The following is a 16,527-nucleotide window of genomic DNA, read 5'->3' as shown; positions in this document are numbered from 1 at the left end:
GGTTACACCTGTGAGAAATCAGGCGGCGGTTATTGATCACCCCGCAAACCGATTAGCGTTATTTCATGATCCACCCCATCTTGAAAAACAATCTCCAAGCCCAGTTTGGTTGCTAACGCATATTCCGCTTTTGCGCCTTTTGAACTCGCCCAGTTATCGAGCAGATAAATCCGATCGCAGCACATCAACATCGGCAAACAAATTGCCATGTACTCGGGTTCGGTTAATCCGTCCGGTAGGGTTGCCGGGTTAAGTACGATATGACCAATCTCGCGCATTACATCGGCAGCCAAATGAAACTCAGGGCGGTTGCAATCAATCAACCCAGTCATAGGGCCAGCGATGTAAACTTTTTTGCGCAGCGAAACACGAGCCATAAAAGCACCAAATAAAAAGGCTCCACGATGGAGCCTTGAGCGGGAGAGAGTGCGAACCAGAAACGAAGCTTTAGCAAGCGTATATAAATCTACCCGATTTTAATGGGCTTGAAAGCGGCAGATCTGCCGCATAAAGCGGCAAATGTGCCGTTCCCAAATTTGTAAAGGTGTGATATGTGAAAACTCGTTCACAGTGTTTTTTTGATTTACTTATCACTTAACTGATTTTAGATTTTAGTAAGTTGAATATTTTAAATTACTTATCACTTAACTGATTTGGTACGCACAGACAACACCATTTTCCCAGCGTTGGCAAAATGGTTTATGGAAAAACCGCGCGAGTTTTTTGATTGAATGATCGAACGATCAAAAAAGATCTGACTAAGTTGTTATTTATCCATTCCACTAATTGCTAAAAATTGGCAACAACCATAAACATAAAAAGATAATTAAAATCAAACTGTTAACCACTTGTTTAGATTTAAAGATTCAGAACTTAAAACCACTACCCTATAAAACAACAACTCAACCACCTAAAATTTTCATATGTAGTGAAGCACTGAGCGTCACCGCCCCCGCAGTGAAGGCGGCCGGAAGGACCCGCGATGATAACAAGTCGCATCTAGCCGAGATGGTAATCGTTCTCACTTGGGATGAGTCACAGCCAACCGCTCGAAGAGGCGGAAGGTTTACAAGCAAACAACTTATCGCGATAGTACTTGAGTTCCGCTATCGACTCCCGAATATCGGCTAAGGCTTCATGCTGATACAGCTTAGCCTTAATCGCATTACGCTCAACCTCAGGCGCCCAAGCTCTGGCTGCTAGCCCTAGTGCAGATATGTCTAGCTGTCTGTAATGCATGTACTCATGTAACTCAGACATCTGACACATAATAAACGAACGGTCAAACATGATTGAGTTACCAGCAAACACCACGCCAGTCTTAGATTTACGGTCATGCTTGGGTATTCCAAGTGCTTTGAGGTGTTCTATAACCATCTGTTCAGCTTGTGACAAAGATACTAATGAGGCACGAACAGCAGCTAACAATCCACTCTTGGTATGCACATCTATGGCCCACTCGTGTGACCTTGCAATACTCTCATCGTCTTGATGTATAACGATGTGCAGTGCTTCACCCACTTGATTTAACTCACTATCAGTCACAATGAAAGCCACCTCAAAGATAGGGTAATACTCCATACCCAACTGACCATTATCTAAGCGACCGTTAAGTCCACCCGTTTCTAAATCACCAAACAAAAAGAATTGATCCATCACTCACCTCACTTAACTAATTGCATTTCGGCTCGTCTGAGCCAGTAGATATAAGACTTCTTACTATCAAAGCCCATCAAGGCCCATTGGCCTTTACATACATAATGGGCACGGATAGCGCGCTTGCAGTTGATTGATAGGCGATCAATCACCATGTCGTATTGAGCAACATGCTTAGGTACATTCAACTCATGCACCACCGCACCACCGCGCGATACAGGATCGTCCAACTTATCGCAGGCGCTGCGGTTACCATAGTTGCGGCCTAGTTCTTGGAAGGCCCAATATCTCCCCCAGGTGTTAAGGCCTGCACGCAATGCCTTCATGTTGACCAAGTCATCACTGTTAACGCCTTGCAAAGTCACCCATAAATTAGACTGCCTCATTCGCCACCCCCGTGATCTGCTCAATCGATAAGTGAAAAACATCATCTAAGATGGCAAGAAAATCATTAGAAGGGACATTGCACTTACCGCTTTCCCAGCGTTGATAAGTCCGACGATCAACCCCGTAAATTTCGGCCACTTCATGCTGACTAAACCCGCGTATACAGCGCCCAGTTTTTAGAATTATTGCTGACCGATTGCTCATAAATTCACCTTAATTTGAGTCATTGCATACTCCATAGGGGTTGATGCAACGATCATCACAGCCACCCGCTAGCCATCTTGGTTTTGTCATGCTGATGATCTACAGACGATCTAGGGATTATCTCGGGCGCAACCTCGTTAAAACCGCGCAAAATTAAATGAGCATGATAAGCATCGAGTGCACTCAACATGCCCTTATCCAAGGTCGAGTGAACATAGGTACGCAAAAGCACAGGCAAGGCATGATTAAGCAGCCGCTCGCCGACCATGGTATCTACCCCCATATCCGCAATAATGGTGCGGCAAAGCTTTCTCAGAGCATGAGAAGTAAACGCTTTAAAGCGAATATCAACACTCCAATACTGCGCCGTGCGAATACTAATCGCCCCATCTTCCCCAGGGAATAAAAACGCCCGCTTACCCACATGCTTAACCTGCCACTGCAAGTAATGCGTCAACAACGCCTTAGCCGTTGGAGTCAATGGCAACCTATGCTCTTGGCGGTTCTTCGCATTCGATGCAGGAATTAACCACCAATCCCCCGCAAAATGTTCCCACCGTGCCAAACGAGTCTCGTTAATGCGGGTACCAAACATCAGCATCAACATAAACAACATCGCCACAGGCCAAATCGCATCACGCAGCGCAGTAAACAACGGCCCTAAGTCCGACTCCATCAACTGCGTTCCAACACACGGGTCCATCTTCAAACTCATTTCCACCCGATACCCCGCCAACGCATTAACCTCCACCAACCGCAAATCAGCCGCCGCACTTATCGCCCGCTTAAAAATCTTCACCGCACTTTTGATATAGTTAGTCGAATAACCCTCAGCCAACATCGGCTTAACCAAGCGGGTATCGACCGCTACAAACGAAAGATCAGCCAGCGGAAAATCAGCAAACATCCCCAACAAATGCTTACTCACCACTGATTTACAATTCGCCCGCCAACTTGGGCTAAACGAACGATTGCCCTCGATATGCGCCAAAAACCACTTAAGCAGATCAACCACAGTCACAAACTCACCGCGCAACACCTCAGCGCCCGCACTACGCTTAGCCATCACCACAGGCAACTGCTCTAAAAACGTCTTAATACACATGCTTGGCCACACACCTTGCTTTTGCCAAACCGTCTTACCGCCCTCATTAACCACCAAAAATAACGAGGCCTTTTTACGGTCCGCAGTCGCCCGCAAACGCAACTGCGGATATTCAGGATCCCGATAATCCCGCGTCACTCCGCCACGCAGCCAGCGTCGCATAGGCGCATCTTTCAGCTTGCCAACTTCAACACCACTCGCGTTAGCCATTGCCTAAGCCTCCAACCGATATTCAAAGGTGTGTTTAGTGCCATAGCGAATACGCTTACAGCGCTTATCCAAAGGCATATCCCTAAAGCGCGCACTTAACGCTGTTTCGCTATCGTATGAACCAAAGCGGGTTAAACACTCCTGTTGGATCTCAAACAGCGTCCAATAACGTGATCCGGTGATAATCTTTGCTAGGCGCTCACGCTGAGTTAACGGCTTAGCCGGTTGAGTTAAATTATTTTCCATGGGGAACTCCTCTAAACTGACTCGCTAACCCATGCAAATAATGGTTAGCAAACAAGCGGCCCTTGCGACCACCCATCCCAAATAACGACTCATACGTCATCGAAACGTCATGCTTTAACGGATCAGGGATAACACGCATACAACGCTGCACAAACCGCAAATCACTCTCACCACCGCGGCAATGCCACATTAGCGGATAAACCCGCTTAACCAGCGTGTCAGCAAAGCCCACCTCAGCCTTAATGCGCTCAACCTCAAGCCGCACTTGCTCAGCAACATCATCAAAAACAACATCATTAACCGCCTCTTGCACAACAGGCCGCGCCGCTGCATCACTCACCAAAGCCGAATAAAAATCGGGCGCATCATCGGGTAATTGCTTAAGTGCCGCCATGCTCACCCCCGCTTACCACGGTAACTGGGCCAGTTGAACGTCACCGCCACCGTAGCCGCATCAAGTAAACGCTCGTAGGCCCGCTCACCCAGCACCTTTTGCAACTCAGCAGTATCTAAATTAGTGATAAAACCCGTGGACTTATGCCCATAAAGCCGCTTATCGATAATCCGTGTTAACCACAGCATTTCGTCAACACTGCCGCGCTGCAGGCCAATCTCATCGATAATTAACAACTCAGGGCGCATAAACTCGGCGATCAAGCGTTCTTCACTCAGCGAACGGTCGTTATAGCTATCACGCACCCGCGCAAATAAATCCATCACACTCAACAACACCACCGAGTGATGTCTTGCCATCAATGCGTTTGCGATCGCAGCAGCTAAATGGTTTTTGCCAGTGCCAGGCGTACCGATAAACAAAAAACCCTTACCAACAGCCGACAACTCAACAAACTTCTCAACAAATCGCTTAGCAACCTCCAACGCCTTGCGCTGATCTGCCCGTTCAACCTGATAATTTTCAAACGAACAACTTAAAAAATGCGCATTCAAGCCACTTTTACCAAACAAAGCGTTATTCAAACGACTACGATGCTCATTCGACTTAATCACCTCATCACGGTGCTGCAACTCACGAAACTTATGCCGATAAACCTCAGGCGAATCAGGCTTGATATGCTCAGGACAACCTAGGCGTTTCAATAATTTGTCAACCTCTTGGCTCATATCTATCATCGTCATAGCTCCGTATTAAACTCGCTACCAACCGACTCAAACCGCCCAGCCGACTCCTGATAAACCGCAATATCCAAATGCGAGTTGTGCCCAGCCTTCGGCAACGGCGTTAACCAATGGCGTTCGCGGATAAACCGAGTGATCCCAATAACAAACTGGCCGTTAGCACTAAAACCCCAACTCGGTTCAACAGCCGCAGCGTTCTTAAGCCACGACACCGCTAACACGCAATCATCATCGGTCAGCTTTTCGGCCTTCCACGCCTTCCACGCAGCAGCATCCGAACCGCCTTTGCGATGCGCTGGATATGCTTTGAAAAACGCATTGAAAACTGATTTAGTGCTAATGACTGGACAAGAGTCTTTTAAAGGATCATTGATAGATTCAAGATTGATAGATTCTGGGTGAATCTGGTTCACTAGGGGTGGTGAATATGATTCACTAGCTAGTGAATTTGGTTCACTAGGGGGTAGTGAATCTGGTTCACCCGATGAACTTAATTCACTCACTGTTTTTAGCGGTGGAAAACTGAAATTAATATGGAAAATATTAGTCGAATTACCCTTCTCGCCAGCCCGATACTCACGGCGTAAAAATCCATCTTCCTCAAGCTTTTTTACATGAGCCATCACACTGCGCCGAGTGATCTCACACTGATCAGCAATGGCTTTATAACTCGGCCAGCACTCGCCCTGATCATTCGCGTTATCAGCAAGCTTAATCAACACCAGCTTACGCAGTGGATTACCCACTTTGGCCTTCATCGCTTTAACCATCAATTCCATGCTCATAGCGCACCACCAAACCAAGTGATAGCCAGCATAAAATTGACGAAATTCCCATGTATGCGTAACATGTAATCGCCTCTCTTTAGGTATTAAGCCCGCACTCAGTCGCCAAACTTTAGCGGGCTTTCTTAAACTTCAACCTTCGAACTATCAAACCGATAACCCGCCTCAAACATCCTTGTTGCAATACCCTCCGCGCTCGTGGTTGGCGCAGTGCGGATCACGTTAGCCATCAATGCAATAGCTTGGTTACGCTCAATGCGTTCAAACTCAGCATCTTCCTCTGGTGTGTGCTCAATATGAGCGCACTTATCAGTTAACTGATTTAACGCATTCCAATTCGGGAACTTTGGTTTAGCACCCACATTAGGAATAGCGGCTTTATCACTCGCGCACTTATCACTTAACTGATTTAATGCAACCTTAACCAAAACCTCATCTGCATAACTCATCGTTTCACTCTCCCTTTTAACGCCGCATCACGTTCAAAATCATCACGGCAATCGGCATCACAAAACACCTTTGGCGCGGCAACTGGATCGCGACACCAATAACAACACCCCATAAACGGCCTAATCACAGGACGTTCTCGCCCCGCCATCGCCACTTGCAACTGCAAATCGGCCAGCTTATTCGCATCATCCACGTTATCTGCCATCTGGCCCCCGCTCATTTTTACGTAGCGCAACAGTGGGGGATTTATCGCAACCAGAACGCGCCAAAAAAGGATGGGCCAACTCAAGCGCCGCAATACTGCCTTGGGTCGTTGCCGCCGACTCACGTAGCTCACGGTGAGCATTAATTAAATCATCATGGCTGGGTGAATTAGCCAAATGAATCACCGCCACTTGCGCCTCGGCGTTCTCTTTAGTCAGTTGTGCGGCCATATCGGACACATGCAACACATGGCCATCACTTAAGCGATCAGCAATCACAGTCACCCCAGTGCAACCAAAAACATCATTCAGATACTGCACCCGTAAATGCTCAGGCAGCGCAGACACTAACGCCTGTTCGATATAAAACAACTGATCTGTTTGCGGATGTTGCCCTTCATATTGCCCAAGCCAGCGAAACAGCTTTTGCGCATTCACCCGTGCGTTGTTATGCACATCATCAGTGCGTGCAAACGTAATCCCCTCAGCCGCCAACACCTCAGCCAACCCCAGGCGATCAACCGCTGCGACTACATCCATCGCTAGCGCTAAACGATTCATTTTCGGCAGTTCTAACACACGGTGAATAGACTTCATTAATAGATTCAAACGACTAACATTCATACGTGAATTGGTTTTCATGCTAAATACCCTCTCTCTGCTAATGTAAAATAAGTTAAGCGGCCTGCTCTGGATTGGCTAACTGCAACGCAGTCGCCTTCAGTTGACCACCCGTTAAACGCTCAATTTGAAAAGCGCGAAGCGCTGGAACGTCATCAGGCCATTGCGTAATTGCCGACTTTGAAATGTTCAGTGCCTTCGCGAGTTTTGCTTTGTTACCAAAGTGCTTTATTGCATCTTTTGTTTTCATCAATTAACTCCGAAAAGTGATCTTTTGAAAGGTTAAGAAAACTATACCATTTTGTCAACAAAAGAAAAGGTAACTTGACCACAATCAAGTTAAGATGGCTTTACTATGATGAATGAACGAATCAAAGAAAGACGCAAAGCGCTTGGATTAACGCAACCAGCGCTTGGAAAAATGATTGGCGTAACAAAAGCCACTATTTCGCTTTGGGAAGCAGGTGCAACCTCACCCAAGGGCGAAAACCTTTATGCATTGGCTAAATCGCTTAATTGCGCTTCCGAATACCTTTTGTATGGTGAAGAAAAACAAAGTAATCCAGAATCAAACGCTGAATGGTTGGGCGGTTTTGAAACGTGGGATAGAAATAGCCCGCTCGGTGATGACGAAGTGGAGATACCGTTCTATATGGAAGTAGAGCTAGCAGCGGGATCAGGAATAGCAGACATCCGCGAATACTACGGCCCTAAACTCCGTTTTTCCAAATCCACACTTAGGCGCCAAGGAGTAAGCGTATCAGAGGCTCGATGTGTTAAAGTTAACGGCAACAGTATGGAACCGGTATTACCCCACGGATCAACCGTGGGGGTTGACACCTCACAAACCAATATTATCGACGGTAAAATGTATGCTATTGATCACGATGGCATGTTGCGCGTAAAAATGCTCTACAAGTTACCAGGTGGAGGCATGCGCCTACGCAGTTACAATACTGACGAATGGCCAGATGAACATATCAGCCATGATCAGCTAAAACACATCAAGATCATCGGCAAAGTGTTTTGGTACTCAGTATTGATCTAATCTGTATATAAACACAGTATTTCAAACATTTACAATCTGCTATCCATATCAAAATATCCTTTGTTATCTATTTGTAATTTGTGATTTCTCGTGTAGAGTGAATTATACGATACAGGTGTTTTGATAGAAATTGTCTAAATCGCTTGTATTTTAGTCAGGGAAATGGATAATGTCGCGGCCTTAGAAAGTGGTCTGTTTACACTACGTAACAGGCCTTTTGCGTCTAAGCTGCTATAATAAATACGGAGTAGTCATTATGAAGGGGGGATCTGCTATGCTAATCGCCACCATCATTGCAAGTGCATTTGGTGCAACTACAGCTAATGTAGAGGCCAGTATGCTATCAAATACCAGCGTTGCAGCTGAAAATTGCCACAAAAATTCGCCATATAAAATATTAGAATGTCGTATTCACGAGCTAAGTAAGATACTGCTAGATTTTAAACAATACCATTATGATATATGTAATGGTGATCAAGCTATTGAAGCAGAAGAATATCAAAACCTGTTAAACCTAGAGTCTACACTTAAAGGTTATAGTGGCTTAATGAAAAGCTTTTTTGCTAAAACTGGCGAAAAAGTACGTACAGAACATGGTGAAGAAGGTTATTTATTACTGCGTAAAGTGGTGGCTACATATGGCCAACTTTATAAAGTGATTAGTAATGTTGCGGCTTTTTATGCCGAGCAACTTGGTGATGTTGAAATTATTACTGATACACACTTCACTCCATCTAAAGAGTTTTGGCTTGCAGCAGTTGACGCTAGCAACAAAGTGTACGGCAGGCACTAATTTTTTAAGGAGTAGTTACGAGTGGTTAGCACAGTAACTTTCATGGAAGGTCTAGAGGCTGAGCTCAAGCGCATGGGTTTTGAGCTCACTCAATTAAAAAAAGACTTAGAAGCCTACTTTGATTCTAATAAGCGAAAAAAACCAGCCTATCTCGGTAAAGATGCCCCATTTTTAAGACCAGAATCGATGTTTGATGCAGAAGTTCACCACCTTCACGTATACGTGAATGGGGTTTCTTGCCATAAAACATGGTTAGCAGGCAAAACGAGTAATTCATACCTTGTTTATACTTCTGGTGATTTAGACCCTGACCAATATCTAGTGATGGACGTCATTCAAGATGATGCCCATAACATTTGTAAAAGTCATTCTCTAATGCGAGGCTATAAACAAAAGGCCAAAGATTTTAGAGATCGAAATTAAAACCCGCATTTGCGGGTTTTTGTTTCGATTAATCAAACTCTTCAACAGTACCGTCAGCAAACACCACTTTCTTTAATTCCAACTCGATCTTCAATTTTTCACGCTCTGCATTGCGTAGTGCTCGGATTGAATCAATAAATTGATTGTATTGCATTTCACCTTGCCAAACGACACTCCCCCCTGCCGCGATCCCATCAGTGAATTTAATATTCAAACGTATAACTTCATTTCCAATAATATCTTTAAACACCAAGACCCCATTAAAACCAGTGATGTCCTTATCAAAAGTGTTTGTGATGTGAATGTCCATGGTCACAGCATCTCCACCAAGCTTTGAGTCAAAATCCCGATAATCCTTAGCAATTAAAAAAACAGGTAACTTCTTAGAATTGGTAAAAACCTCAGGTAATTTAACATCAGTACTAGGGATTGAACTTTGCTCCGCAGGTTTTGCTAATCCGGGGAAAGCACTCACCACCGCTTGTCTTACCTCGTATTTAAAATACTCTCTACCAGCAAAGAACCCCGTGATAAACACCAGTAGCATAATCAAACCACCTTTGGCGGTAACAAAATGCCCAAGATCATGGCGCTCAATAAATTGACCAGCCTTAGACCGAGTAGATTCAGGCTTATACGGGGCTGGCTGGGACGATGCCTGTTCATCTGAAGGTTTGGGTTTATCTTTTTTAGGCTCAGATGAACTTACAACTGGCGGCTTTTGATCGACAGGTTTTATCGTTGATGGGCTGGCAGGTATAGCACCATCATTGTAATTTTTAATGAATTTCTCATAAACAATGTCGCAATTAGGGCATTTCCATTCAGGAACATCCAAATGTTGATCATCTTCACGAATAAACTGGCATGATGGACATGTGATCGGCATAGCTAAATCCTTACTAAAAAATCTCCATTTTTTAACATCTTATTTATAACACCCTCTGCTCTAAAAATCACCAAATCAAAAATAATCAAAAATAAGTCAAGTTTTTTAAACTTTACCACTTGACCAATAAGTCAAGTTATCTTAACTTTATACCTGTACCCACTACAGAGGACAGGGAAATGATACTAGCGAAAGTTCAAACCACCGCAAAACAGCGCACAGAGTTTCGTCTACTGGTCGCCATTCGCTTTGCTTGCCTAATGGCACTCGCCAAGGGCCACACCAATCCAATGGACTGCCCACGAGTGCAAATGCGCTGTGCAGAGCTAACCAAACACCTTGCCTACAACCACCCTAGTCCAGCTTTTTACAGCCAATACATCGGCCGCACTGGCGAACTCGGCAACAGCTTTAGCCTGCGGTTTAACGAACCCAATAAAGGCTTGTACGGCACTGTAGCAGTATGGCGCAACGACCAAGCGCCAACCAACGTGCATCAACTTGCCTGCTAATTGCTCGTTAAACAGAGGAACGGCTATGAGCGCAACCAATATGAGTGCCTTAAGTGATCACTGCGATAAACAAATCGCTGAAACCGAAAAACTGATAGCCGACTATCCCCGCGAACGCATGGCACTAGAACAGGTGATCAAAGGCTGGCGCGCCACCAAACGCCGCCACCTTGCCGTGATTAGAAACGAAAAGCCAACCAACGCACAACCTAAGGAGCAAGCATGAACACCGCATTATTACTTATGGCCCAGTTCAACAAAGTGATCGTGCCGCTTGAACAAATCAGCAAAGAGTATTTTGCCCTTGAGCCACGCACCGCATCGAACTACGCCAAAGCAGGCCGCTTGCCCGTCCCCGCCTTTCGCGGCGGCGAAGGCAATAAAGCCCCGTGGTTGGTCAACGTTAACGACCTAGCCGCGTACCTCGACAAACAACGAGACGCCGCAGCAAAAGACCAGATTAGCAACCAAAGCCGCGTGGCATAGCACTAAACATTAGCAGCAAAGAAACGGGAGAGCACCATGTTTTTCGTATACGGCGTGTCCATGACCATAGCTAAAAAAGAAGCGGCTAAAAAGTGCAGCCTATACGAAGGCGCACACCCAAACCGTCGGGAACTCAGCCCTGCGGAGTACCAAGCCAAGCTAGATGAAATGGCAAAGGCCAAGTTTGAAAAAATGATGCCACAAAAGCTGTCGCACTCGCTCTCAACGCCTTCGCTTTGCGCGCAATACATTGAGCTAGCAAAAAAAACAGGACCAATGCCGTGGACTGCACGTTCGTTACCGCAAACCCACGGGCAAGGTTAACCCCAAGACCAATAAAGAAATTATCTCTTGGCAAGTCTACAACGGCGAAATAGCCGCGTAACACAACCATAAGTGCAGTAAAAACAGAGCAGAGAGCAGCCATGAAAATCATATTCAACAACAAATATTTAGCCATGTTAGCCGCATTTACAGCCAAGCAAAATGTGCGTTATTACCTAAACGGCTTTCACGTAAAGCCGCACCCTGAAAAGGGCGTAATCCTCACCGCCACTGACGGCCATACACTCGTCACCATTCACGATGCTGAGGGCGTTAGTGATGGCGAATACATCTTCCCAATCAGCAAAGCACTGTTATCAGCTGCAAATGGAAAGCAAGTTCCGTCACTCAGAATGCCGACTAAAAACGTAGTAATCATCGATGGCATCGCCATGGTAACGGGGATTGATGATATTCAAGATTGGCTAAATGACTTTGACGATATCAATGAGCACGCCGTCAGGGATTTGGTTACATACCTAGAGTTTATCAACCCCATAGACGCCCAATATCCTAATGCTGGTCGCTTATTCGAGCGCCTTAATAAGCCTAAATCTGTTAGTCAAATCGCCATAAATCCTGAGCTTTTTAGCCGTCTAATAAAGCTAAAACACAACCAGTTAGCCGGTGCCAATCTTTGTTTTTTCGGTTCTGACTCTGCAGCTGTCGCAGTAATGGGTGCTCAACGTGAAATCGTCGTGATGATGATGCCAATGCGACTCGATGAATCAGACCGCATCAAACCACCTGCGTTTGTTCATCACTGCGGCCGTCAGCAACCCGCAAAATCGAAACCATCAAACAACACACCAACCACCGCAGAACAATCAAGCGCCGCGTAAGCACGTTATTCACGAAAGAAGGAATAGAGCATGAAAAACGTAATTAGATTTAAAGCCACTAGCACTTGTCGAGTAGATGCGCGCGGTGCATTGGTTCAATACTGTGATTATCGCAAACTGGAATTAGAGCTAGCTACATTTAAACCAATATGGCAAGCACCTGAAACTATTCCAGCAGTTCCTGTAGGTGAAGAGCAAGAGTTCTGGATTGCTGTTCATAGCCAGCACACCAACAAAACTCACGTTTATTTAGCGCAATACCAAAATAGACCAGTGAATCTTGATGAAGATGGTGAGCCAATAGGTGATGAAGACCTTCTTGTTGATGTTGATGGTGAGTATGTCAATTCTGTCGGTTGGGTTATGAATCGCCAACACACAGACTTTGATAATTACTACGAAAAGATTGATTTCAATAGTGATTATCAATTGCTTGGATGGGCGAACTATCAACCGCCAGCATTCGAGGGTGTAGTTATCGAAGGCGGTGCAGCATGACTAAAGCTGCCCCACGCGAAATGCTCTACTTACTCGCTGGCAGTGAGTCAGAGCGCAAACTCGACTTACTGCTATCGCTAACGCGCATTACATCCGAGCCCACTATTGCCGCATTAAAGCTGCATTACACCACAGGCTTGGAGCCAGAACGCTGCGCCGCTCGCAACCGTATCGAGCTATCAAACCTGATGCGCGCCCAAACCACGCTCAACAACACCATGGGCGTTGTTGAAGCCATCAAAGAAATCGACTGGGAAAAGCACCAAGCCAAGCTCGCCGCTGCCAATGCGCGCATCGCACAGCTCGAAACACAGCTAGAAACCCAATTAGCCAGTTATCAGTTAACTGATTCAATCCCACAGGAGCAAGTTGCATGAGCGTCAACAGCCAATACGCCAGCGACCTGCGCGAACTCAAAACCAAACAAGCCCACTTGCTTGAAGAAGTCGGTGATCAATGGCGCACACCCGAAGATTTGTTTTGGGGGATTAATGCTGTCTTTGGCCCATTCGACATGGACCTATTTACCGACGGCGATAACGCCCACTGTGCGCGCTACTACACCGCTGAAGATAACGCGCTCACCCAAGATTGGACGGCAGACCTAAACGGCGGCAAAGGCTTTGCCAACCCACCTTACTCACGCCCATGTAAAGACGAAGATGGCAACGACATGACGGGCATGATCACCATCATGAACAAAGCCAAAACTGAGCGCGACCAAGGGGCAAAGCTGGCGTTCTTAATCCGTGGCGTGCCGTCCGAGACATGGTGGCCAGAACTGGCAGATCACATCTGTTTCATCAAAGGTCGTGTGGGTTTCAAACTACCTGATTGGTTTATACCAGCCAATGACAAACAAAAAGCCAGCAGCGCCGGCTTCGCAGGTGCGATTGCCATTTTTGATAAAGAATGGCGCGGCGGTCCTATCAGCTACATTCACCGCGACAGCCTCCGCGCTCAAGGTAAAAAGCTGCTCGATATGGTTGAAGCCGCAGCCGAGAAAAAAGCCGCAACTTACATCACTGGGACCATTGAAACGCGCCCAGAGACTGCAGTACAAGGCGAGCCAATCATTGCGCCTCAAGTCAGTGCGCAGATTGATATCGAGGAACAAATAGCGAAGGTGCTAGCTGAGCCAGCTAATAGCGTATGGCCGATTGAAGTTCTTAAATTAGTTCAAAAGGCATTTGAGGAACAACCCAACAAATTCAATGAGCTTAGGCACCGCGTATTGTGTGAAAAGGTTAATAAGTTACGACTCGACAATGTCAGTGATAACGACATTCTAAGTAACTTAATTGCCATGCTCGAAAAATGTGAACCTATGGGAGTTGCAGCATGAAAACTAACTTAGCAACCCAATTCAAGCCGAATCCTATTTATGAGAAAGCCCTAGAGCATGCAGGGAAAATGTCAGTGAAAGAGATTTGCCAGCTCTATGGAGTTGAAGAAAGAAAACTAAGAAGAGCGGCGTGTTACAGAAAAATATCACTCAACTTTGGCCGGACATTAGTGCAAAAGCAGCCATGGCATCTTGATGAAATTAAGAAGCTTAAATCGCTATCAATGACAAATACTGCATTTGAAGTTGGCGAACTACTTGGCAGGAGTAAAGCATCAGTAAAGGGCAAGGCACTTCAATTAGGTGTGTATTTCATGAAGGTTGGTGAAAACAGCCCGTTAGCAAAACACTCAAATCACGATATTGAACTGTGTCGCCAGCTGCATGAAGAAGGTTTACGTCCGTTCCAAATCGCCGAAAAGATGGAAATTGAAATAAGCCATCTATGTCGAGTTTTAAAGTTTGAAGCGCGCTACCTCGAAATAGGAGTGATGGCATGAGAGCGTTCACTACTACCAACGGCGTCGTCACCGTATACGCACCATTCTGGTCCATTCACTTTGATCAGCAACAAGTCGAAGTGACCTACAAGCCTAACAACTATCACGGCTGGGGCATCGTCAGAACCTGCAACGCAGTAGATTGCCAAGACTTTAACCAAGCAGACGCCGATAAGTTCGCACTCAACGCCGAATCAAAACTCAGGATCAATGGAGATACATCATGCGCGGCTTAATCGTAGATAACTTCGCGGGTGGCGGCGGTGCTTCCACTGGTATTGGCTGGGCAATCGGTCGCAGCATTGATATCGCTATCAATCATGACCCTGACGCCATTGCGATGCACTCAGTTAATCACCCGAACACCCTGCACTATTGTGAGTCGGTATTTGATATCGATCCAGTACAAGCGACGGCAGGTAAACCAGTTGATTTGGCGTGGTTCTCACCCGACTGCAAACACTTCTCAAAAGCCAAAGGTAGCAAGCCAGTCAATAAAGAAATTCGCGGCTTAGCGTGGGTAACGGTTCGATGGGCGATGAAGGTACGCCCTCGCGTGATGATGCTTGAGAATGTCGAGGAATTTAAAACGTGGGGGCCGTTAATTCAATGCCCGGTAACGGATGCAATGCATCCCTGCCCTGAGCGCAAAGGCGAAACCTTTAACGCATTTGTCAGCATGTTAAGCACAGGCATAGATGCAGATCACCCCGCACTAGCTGAATGCGTTGAAACCTTAGGCTTGCTCGATACCGCCAAACTGATTAACGGGCTGGGTTATAAGGTCGAGTGGCGCGAGCTACGGGCCTGTGACTACGGCGCACCTACAATCCGTAAGCGTCTATTCATGATCGCCCGTTGTGATGGTCAGCCAATCGTTTGGCCTGAGCCAACCCACGGCGCACCGGATAGCGAAGCGGTTAAATCGGGCAAGCTGCTAGCGTGGCGCACAGCCGCCGAATGCATAGACTGGTCACTGCCCTGCAAATCAATTTTTGGCCGTAAAAAGCCACTGGCTGAAAACACCATGAAGCGCATTGCTAAAGGTATTCAGCGCTTTGTGATTGATGCCAAAGAGCCGTTTATTGTCACTTGCAATCACGGCGGTGATGGTTTTCGCGGTCAAGGTTTAGATAAGCCTTTCAATACCATTACGGCAGCACATGAAGCGCATGGGATTGTGGTACCAACATTAGCGCCATTCATTACCGAGCACGCTAACGCCAGCAATCAACGCAATATGGCAGTTAATGAGCCCTTGCGCACTATCTGCGCCCAAGTCAAAGGCGGTCACTTTGCTGTGGTGCAACCTGTGCTCGCTGCCGCCAATATCTGCAAGCATTACGGCGGTAACTATACGGGACTAGGTGATGACCTAAACAACCCTTTGCCGACAGTGACAACGGTTGATCACAACGCGCTGATCACCAGCCACATGATTAAATTGCGCGGCACTAACATCGGCTTTGCAATGGACGAACCAGCACACACGATCACCGCAGGCGGCTTACACCTCGGCGAAGTGCGCGCGTTCTTCATCAAATACTACGGCAACGAACAAGACGGCGTGGCATGTAACGAGCCACTGCACACCATCACCACCAATGACCGCTTTGGCCTAGTGATGATCAAGGGTGAACCCTATCAAATAATCGATATCGGTATGCGCATGCTCGAACCCCATGAGCTATTCGCCTGCCAAGGTTTCACCCCTGATTACATCATCAACAACTACAACGGCAAATCGACCAAAAAGCAGCAAGTCGCCCGAGTGGGCAACTCTGTACCGCCGCAATTTGCCGAAGCCCTCACCCGCGCAAATCTCCCCGAGCTTTGCACTCAAACCGCCGAAGCGGCATAGGA

The 16,527-nt window shown here is 46.5% G+C and carries 28 protein-coding genes; 14 read left to right on the top strand and 14 right to left on the bottom strand.

Features of this window, described 5'->3' with window-relative positions:
- Positions 1-29 precede the first annotated feature (29 nt).
- The 13 genes from L2744_RS00220 to L2744_RS00160 form a co-directional block, all read right to left on the bottom strand.
- Positions 30-377 carry a DUF4406 domain-containing protein gene (locus L2744_RS00220; protein ID WP_248990150.1) on the bottom strand — a complete coding sequence of 116 codons (348 nt, stop codon included), beginning with the start codon at positions 375-377 and terminating at the stop codon, positions 30-32.
- A gap of 658 nt (positions 378-1,035) precedes the next feature.
- Positions 1,036-1,656: an oligoribonuclease gene (gene orn / locus L2744_RS00215; protein ID WP_248990149.1), complete on the bottom strand. Its 621-nt coding sequence runs from the start codon at positions 1,654-1,656 to the stop codon at positions 1,036-1,038.
- A gap of 8 nt (positions 1,657-1,664) precedes the next feature.
- Positions 1,665-2,042 carry a hypothetical protein gene (locus L2744_RS00210; protein ID WP_248990148.1) on the bottom strand — a complete coding sequence of 126 codons (378 nt, stop codon included), beginning with the start codon at positions 2,040-2,042 and terminating at the stop codon, positions 1,665-1,667.
- Positions 2,029-2,247 (bottom strand): helix-turn-helix transcriptional regulator, encoded by a 219-nt coding sequence (locus L2744_RS00205; RefSeq protein WP_248990147.1) that lies wholly within the window; start codon positions 2,245-2,247, stop codon positions 2,029-2,031. Before L2744_RS00205 ends, L2744_RS00210 begins: the two co-directional genes overlap by 14 nt.
- Positions 2,248-2,302: 55 nt before the next feature.
- The gene (locus L2744_RS00200) at positions 2,303-3,562 is read right to left on the bottom strand and encodes a tyrosine-type recombinase/integrase (protein WP_248990146.1); all 1,260 of its coding nucleotides are present in this window, start codon (positions 3,560-3,562) and stop codon (positions 2,303-2,305) included.
- A 3-nt stretch (positions 3,563-3,565) separates the two neighbouring features.
- A complete protein-coding gene (locus L2744_RS00195; RefSeq protein WP_248990145.1) occupies positions 3,566-3,808 on the bottom strand; it encodes a hypothetical protein in 243 nt (80 codons plus the stop codon).
- Positions 3,798-4,202: a hypothetical protein gene (locus tag L2744_RS00190; RefSeq protein ID WP_248990144.1), complete on the bottom strand. Its 405-nt coding sequence runs from the start codon at positions 4,200-4,202 to the stop codon at positions 3,798-3,800. The genes L2744_RS00195 and L2744_RS00190 overlap by 11 nt, the downstream gene beginning before the upstream one ends.
- A gap of 2 nt (positions 4,203-4,204) precedes the next feature.
- The gene (locus L2744_RS00185; protein WP_248990143.1) at positions 4,205-4,945 is read right to left on the bottom strand and encodes an ATP-binding protein; all 741 of its coding nucleotides are present in this window, start codon (positions 4,943-4,945) and stop codon (positions 4,205-4,207) included.
- Positions 4,942-5,730 (bottom strand): helix-turn-helix domain-containing protein, encoded by a 789-nt coding sequence (locus L2744_RS00180; RefSeq protein ID WP_248990142.1) that lies wholly within the window; start codon positions 5,728-5,730, stop codon positions 4,942-4,944. Before L2744_RS00180 ends, L2744_RS00185 begins: the two co-directional genes overlap by 4 nt.
- Positions 5,731-5,855: 125 nt before the next feature.
- Positions 5,856-6,179 (bottom strand): hypothetical protein, encoded by a 324-nt coding sequence (locus L2744_RS00175; protein WP_248990141.1) that lies wholly within the window; start codon positions 6,177-6,179, stop codon positions 5,856-5,858.
- Positions 6,176-6,385 (bottom strand): hypothetical protein, encoded by a 210-nt coding sequence (locus L2744_RS00170; protein ID WP_248990140.1) that lies wholly within the window; start codon positions 6,383-6,385, stop codon positions 6,176-6,178. The genes L2744_RS00175 and L2744_RS00170 overlap by 4 nt, the downstream gene beginning before the upstream one ends.
- A complete protein-coding gene (locus L2744_RS00165; RefSeq protein ID WP_248990139.1) occupies positions 6,375-7,025 on the bottom strand; it encodes a toxin YdaT family protein in 651 nt (216 codons plus the stop codon). The genes L2744_RS00170 and L2744_RS00165 overlap by 11 nt, the downstream gene beginning before the upstream one ends.
- Before the next feature lie 34 nt (positions 7,026-7,059).
- A complete protein-coding gene (locus L2744_RS00160) occupies positions 7,060-7,254 on the bottom strand; it encodes a Cro/CI family transcriptional regulator (RefSeq protein WP_248990138.1) in 195 nt (64 codons plus the stop codon).
- 105 nt (positions 7,255-7,359) lie between these two features.
- On the opposite strand from L2744_RS00160, the gene L2744_RS00155 reads away from it, so the two are divergent.
- The 3 genes from L2744_RS00155 to L2744_RS00145 all read left to right on the top strand — a co-directional run bounded on the left by L2744_RS00155 (position 7,360) and on the right by L2744_RS00145 (position 9,268).
- Positions 7,360-8,052 (top strand): S24 family peptidase, encoded by a 693-nt coding sequence (locus L2744_RS00155; protein ID WP_248990137.1) that lies wholly within the window; start codon positions 7,360-7,362, stop codon positions 8,050-8,052.
- A gap of 256 nt (positions 8,053-8,308) precedes the next feature.
- Positions 8,309-8,845, top strand: coding sequence for a hypothetical protein (locus tag L2744_RS00150; RefSeq protein ID WP_037427198.1), 537 nt, complete (start codon positions 8,309-8,311; stop codon positions 8,843-8,845).
- A 21-nt stretch (positions 8,846-8,866) separates the two neighbouring features.
- On the top strand, positions 8,867-9,268 hold the full coding sequence (locus L2744_RS00145) for a type II toxin-antitoxin system YafO family toxin (protein ID WP_086023996.1): 402 nt from the start codon (positions 8,867-8,869) through the stop codon (positions 9,266-9,268).
- A 28-nt stretch (positions 9,269-9,296) separates the two neighbouring features.
- Here the strand turns inward: L2744_RS00145 and L2744_RS00140 are convergent, their stop codons facing one another.
- On the bottom strand, positions 9,297-10,157 hold the full coding sequence (locus L2744_RS00140) for a hypothetical protein (RefSeq protein WP_248990136.1): 861 nt from the start codon (positions 10,155-10,157) through the stop codon (positions 9,297-9,299).
- A 179-nt stretch (positions 10,158-10,336) separates the two neighbouring features.
- Here L2744_RS00140 and L2744_RS00135 point away from each other — a divergent pair, with 179 nt between their 5' ends.
- The 11 genes from L2744_RS00135 to L2744_RS00085 all read left to right on the top strand — a co-directional run bounded on the left by L2744_RS00135 (position 10,337) and on the right by L2744_RS00085 (position 16,525).
- The gene (locus tag L2744_RS00135) at positions 10,337-10,669 is read left to right on the top strand and encodes a hypothetical protein (RefSeq protein WP_248990135.1); all 333 of its coding nucleotides are present in this window, start codon (positions 10,337-10,339) and stop codon (positions 10,667-10,669) included.
- Positions 10,670-10,694: 25 nt separating this feature from the next.
- Positions 10,695-10,895 (top strand): hypothetical protein, encoded by a 201-nt coding sequence (locus L2744_RS00130; protein WP_248990134.1) that lies wholly within the window; start codon positions 10,695-10,697, stop codon positions 10,893-10,895.
- Positions 10,892-11,155, top strand: coding sequence for a pyocin activator PrtN family protein (locus tag L2744_RS00125; protein ID WP_248990133.1), 264 nt, complete (start codon positions 10,892-10,894; stop codon positions 11,153-11,155). Before L2744_RS00130 ends, L2744_RS00125 begins: the two co-directional genes overlap by 4 nt.
- Before the next feature lie 36 nt (positions 11,156-11,191).
- The gene (locus L2744_RS00120) at positions 11,192-11,479 is read left to right on the top strand and encodes a hypothetical protein (protein WP_248990132.1); all 288 of its coding nucleotides are present in this window, start codon (positions 11,192-11,194) and stop codon (positions 11,477-11,479) included.
- 101 nt (positions 11,480-11,580) lie between these two features.
- Complete coding sequence (locus L2744_RS00115; RefSeq protein ID WP_248990131.1) at positions 11,581-12,321, top strand: beta clamp domain-containing protein; 741 nt, start codon at positions 11,581-11,583, stop codon at positions 12,319-12,321.
- 30 nt (positions 12,322-12,351) lie between these two features.
- Positions 12,352-12,819, top strand: a complete 468-nt coding sequence (locus L2744_RS00110; RefSeq protein ID WP_248990130.1) for a hypothetical protein — start codon at positions 12,352-12,354, stop codon at positions 12,817-12,819.
- Positions 12,816-13,196 carry a hypothetical protein gene (locus tag L2744_RS00105; RefSeq protein WP_248990129.1) on the top strand — a complete coding sequence of 127 codons (381 nt, stop codon included), beginning with the start codon at positions 12,816-12,818 and terminating at the stop codon, positions 13,194-13,196. The genes L2744_RS00110 and L2744_RS00105 overlap by 4 nt, the downstream gene beginning before the upstream one ends.
- A complete protein-coding gene (locus tag L2744_RS00100; protein WP_248990128.1) occupies positions 13,193-14,164 on the top strand; it encodes a phage N-6-adenine-methyltransferase in 972 nt (323 codons plus the stop codon). Before L2744_RS00105 ends, L2744_RS00100 begins: the two co-directional genes overlap by 4 nt.
- On the top strand, positions 14,161-14,664 hold the full coding sequence (locus L2744_RS00095) for a hypothetical protein (protein ID WP_248990127.1): 504 nt from the start codon (positions 14,161-14,163) through the stop codon (positions 14,662-14,664). Before L2744_RS00100 ends, L2744_RS00095 begins: the two co-directional genes overlap by 4 nt.
- Positions 14,661-14,900, top strand: a complete 240-nt coding sequence (locus L2744_RS00090) for a hypothetical protein (RefSeq protein WP_248990126.1) — start codon at positions 14,661-14,663, stop codon at positions 14,898-14,900. The genes L2744_RS00095 and L2744_RS00090 overlap by 4 nt, the downstream gene beginning before the upstream one ends.
- Entirely contained in the window at positions 14,888-16,525 is a 1,638-nt protein-coding gene (locus L2744_RS00085) for a DNA cytosine methyltransferase (protein ID WP_248990125.1), read from the top strand. Before L2744_RS00090 ends, L2744_RS00085 begins: the two co-directional genes overlap by 13 nt.
- Positions 16,526-16,527: the final 2 nt, after the last annotated feature.

This window comes from Shewanella profunda (genome assembly GCF_023283765.1).
GTDB lineage: Bacteria > Pseudomonadota > Gammaproteobacteria > Enterobacterales > Shewanellaceae > Shewanella > Shewanella profunda.
This window is presented reverse-complemented; position numbering and strand designations above follow the sequence as displayed.

Bases quoted from the DNA above. Each gene is read 5' to 3' on its own strand.
- L2744_RS00220 (WP_248990150.1), bottom strand. From the start codon at position 377: ATGGCTCGTGTTTCGCTGCGCAAAAAAGTTTACATCGCTGGCCCTATG.
- orn (WP_248990149.1), bottom strand. From the start codon at position 1,656: ATGGATCAATTCTTTTTGTTTGGTGATTTAGAAACGGGTGGACTTAAC.
- L2744_RS00210 (WP_248990148.1), bottom strand. From the start codon at position 2,042: ATGAGGCAGTCTAATTTATGGGTGACTTTGCAAGGCGTTAACAGTGAT.
- L2744_RS00205 (WP_248990147.1), bottom strand. From the start codon at position 2,247: ATGAGCAATCGGTCAGCAATAATTCTAAAAACTGGGCGCTGTATACGC.
- L2744_RS00200 (WP_248990146.1), bottom strand. From the start codon at position 3,562: ATGGCTAACGCGAGTGGTGTTGAAGTTGGCAAGCTGAAAGATGCGCCT.
- L2744_RS00195 (WP_248990145.1), bottom strand. From the start codon at position 3,808: ATGGAAAATAATTTAACTCAACCGGCTAAGCCGTTAACTCAGCGTGAG.
- L2744_RS00190 (WP_248990144.1), bottom strand. From the start codon at position 4,202: ATGGCGGCACTTAAGCAATTACCCGATGATGCGCCCGATTTTTATTCG.
- L2744_RS00185 (WP_248990143.1), bottom strand. From the start codon at position 4,945: ATGACGATGATAGATATGAGCCAAGAGGTTGACAAATTATTGAAACGC.
- L2744_RS00180 (WP_248990142.1), bottom strand. From the start codon at position 5,730: ATGAGCATGGAATTGATGGTTAAAGCGATGAAGGCCAAAGTGGGTAAT.
- L2744_RS00175 (WP_248990141.1), bottom strand. From the start codon at position 6,179: ATGAGTTATGCAGATGAGGTTTTGGTTAAGGTTGCATTAAATCAGTTA.
- L2744_RS00170 (WP_248990140.1), bottom strand. From the start codon at position 6,385: ATGGCAGATAACGTGGATGATGCGAATAAGCTGGCCGATTTGCAGTTG.
- L2744_RS00165 (WP_248990139.1), bottom strand. From the start codon at position 7,025: ATGAAAACCAATTCACGTATGAATGTTAGTCGTTTGAATCTATTAATG.
- L2744_RS00160 (WP_248990138.1), bottom strand. From the start codon at position 7,254: ATGAAAACAAAAGATGCAATAAAGCACTTTGGTAACAAAGCAAAACTC.
- L2744_RS00155 (WP_248990137.1), top strand. From the start codon at position 7,360: ATGATGAATGAACGAATCAAAGAAAGACGCAAAGCGCTTGGATTAACG.
- L2744_RS00150 (WP_037427198.1), top strand. From the start codon at position 8,309: ATGAAGGGGGGATCTGCTATGCTAATCGCCACCATCATTGCAAGTGCA.
- L2744_RS00140 (WP_248990136.1), bottom strand. From the start codon at position 10,157: ATGCCGATCACATGTCCATCATGCCAGTTTATTCGTGAAGATGATCAA.
- L2744_RS00135 (WP_248990135.1), top strand. From the start codon at position 10,337: ATGATACTAGCGAAAGTTCAAACCACCGCAAAACAGCGCACAGAGTTT.
- L2744_RS00130 (WP_248990134.1), top strand. From the start codon at position 10,695: ATGAGCGCAACCAATATGAGTGCCTTAAGTGATCACTGCGATAAACAA.
- L2744_RS00125 (WP_248990133.1), top strand. From the start codon at position 10,892: ATGAACACCGCATTATTACTTATGGCCCAGTTCAACAAAGTGATCGTG.
- L2744_RS00120 (WP_248990132.1), top strand. From the start codon at position 11,192: ATGTTTTTCGTATACGGCGTGTCCATGACCATAGCTAAAAAAGAAGCG.
- L2744_RS00115 (WP_248990131.1), top strand. From the start codon at position 11,581: ATGAAAATCATATTCAACAACAAATATTTAGCCATGTTAGCCGCATTT.
- L2744_RS00110 (WP_248990130.1), top strand. From the start codon at position 12,352: ATGAAAAACGTAATTAGATTTAAAGCCACTAGCACTTGTCGAGTAGAT.
- L2744_RS00105 (WP_248990129.1), top strand. From the start codon at position 12,816: ATGACTAAAGCTGCCCCACGCGAAATGCTCTACTTACTCGCTGGCAGT.
- L2744_RS00100 (WP_248990128.1), top strand. From the start codon at position 13,193: ATGAGCGTCAACAGCCAATACGCCAGCGACCTGCGCGAACTCAAAACC.
- L2744_RS00095 (WP_248990127.1), top strand. From the start codon at position 14,161: ATGAAAACTAACTTAGCAACCCAATTCAAGCCGAATCCTATTTATGAG.
- L2744_RS00090 (WP_248990126.1), top strand. From the start codon at position 14,661: ATGAGAGCGTTCACTACTACCAACGGCGTCGTCACCGTATACGCACCA.
- L2744_RS00085 (WP_248990125.1), top strand. From the start codon at position 14,888: ATGCGCGGCTTAATCGTAGATAACTTCGCGGGTGGCGGCGGTGCTTCC.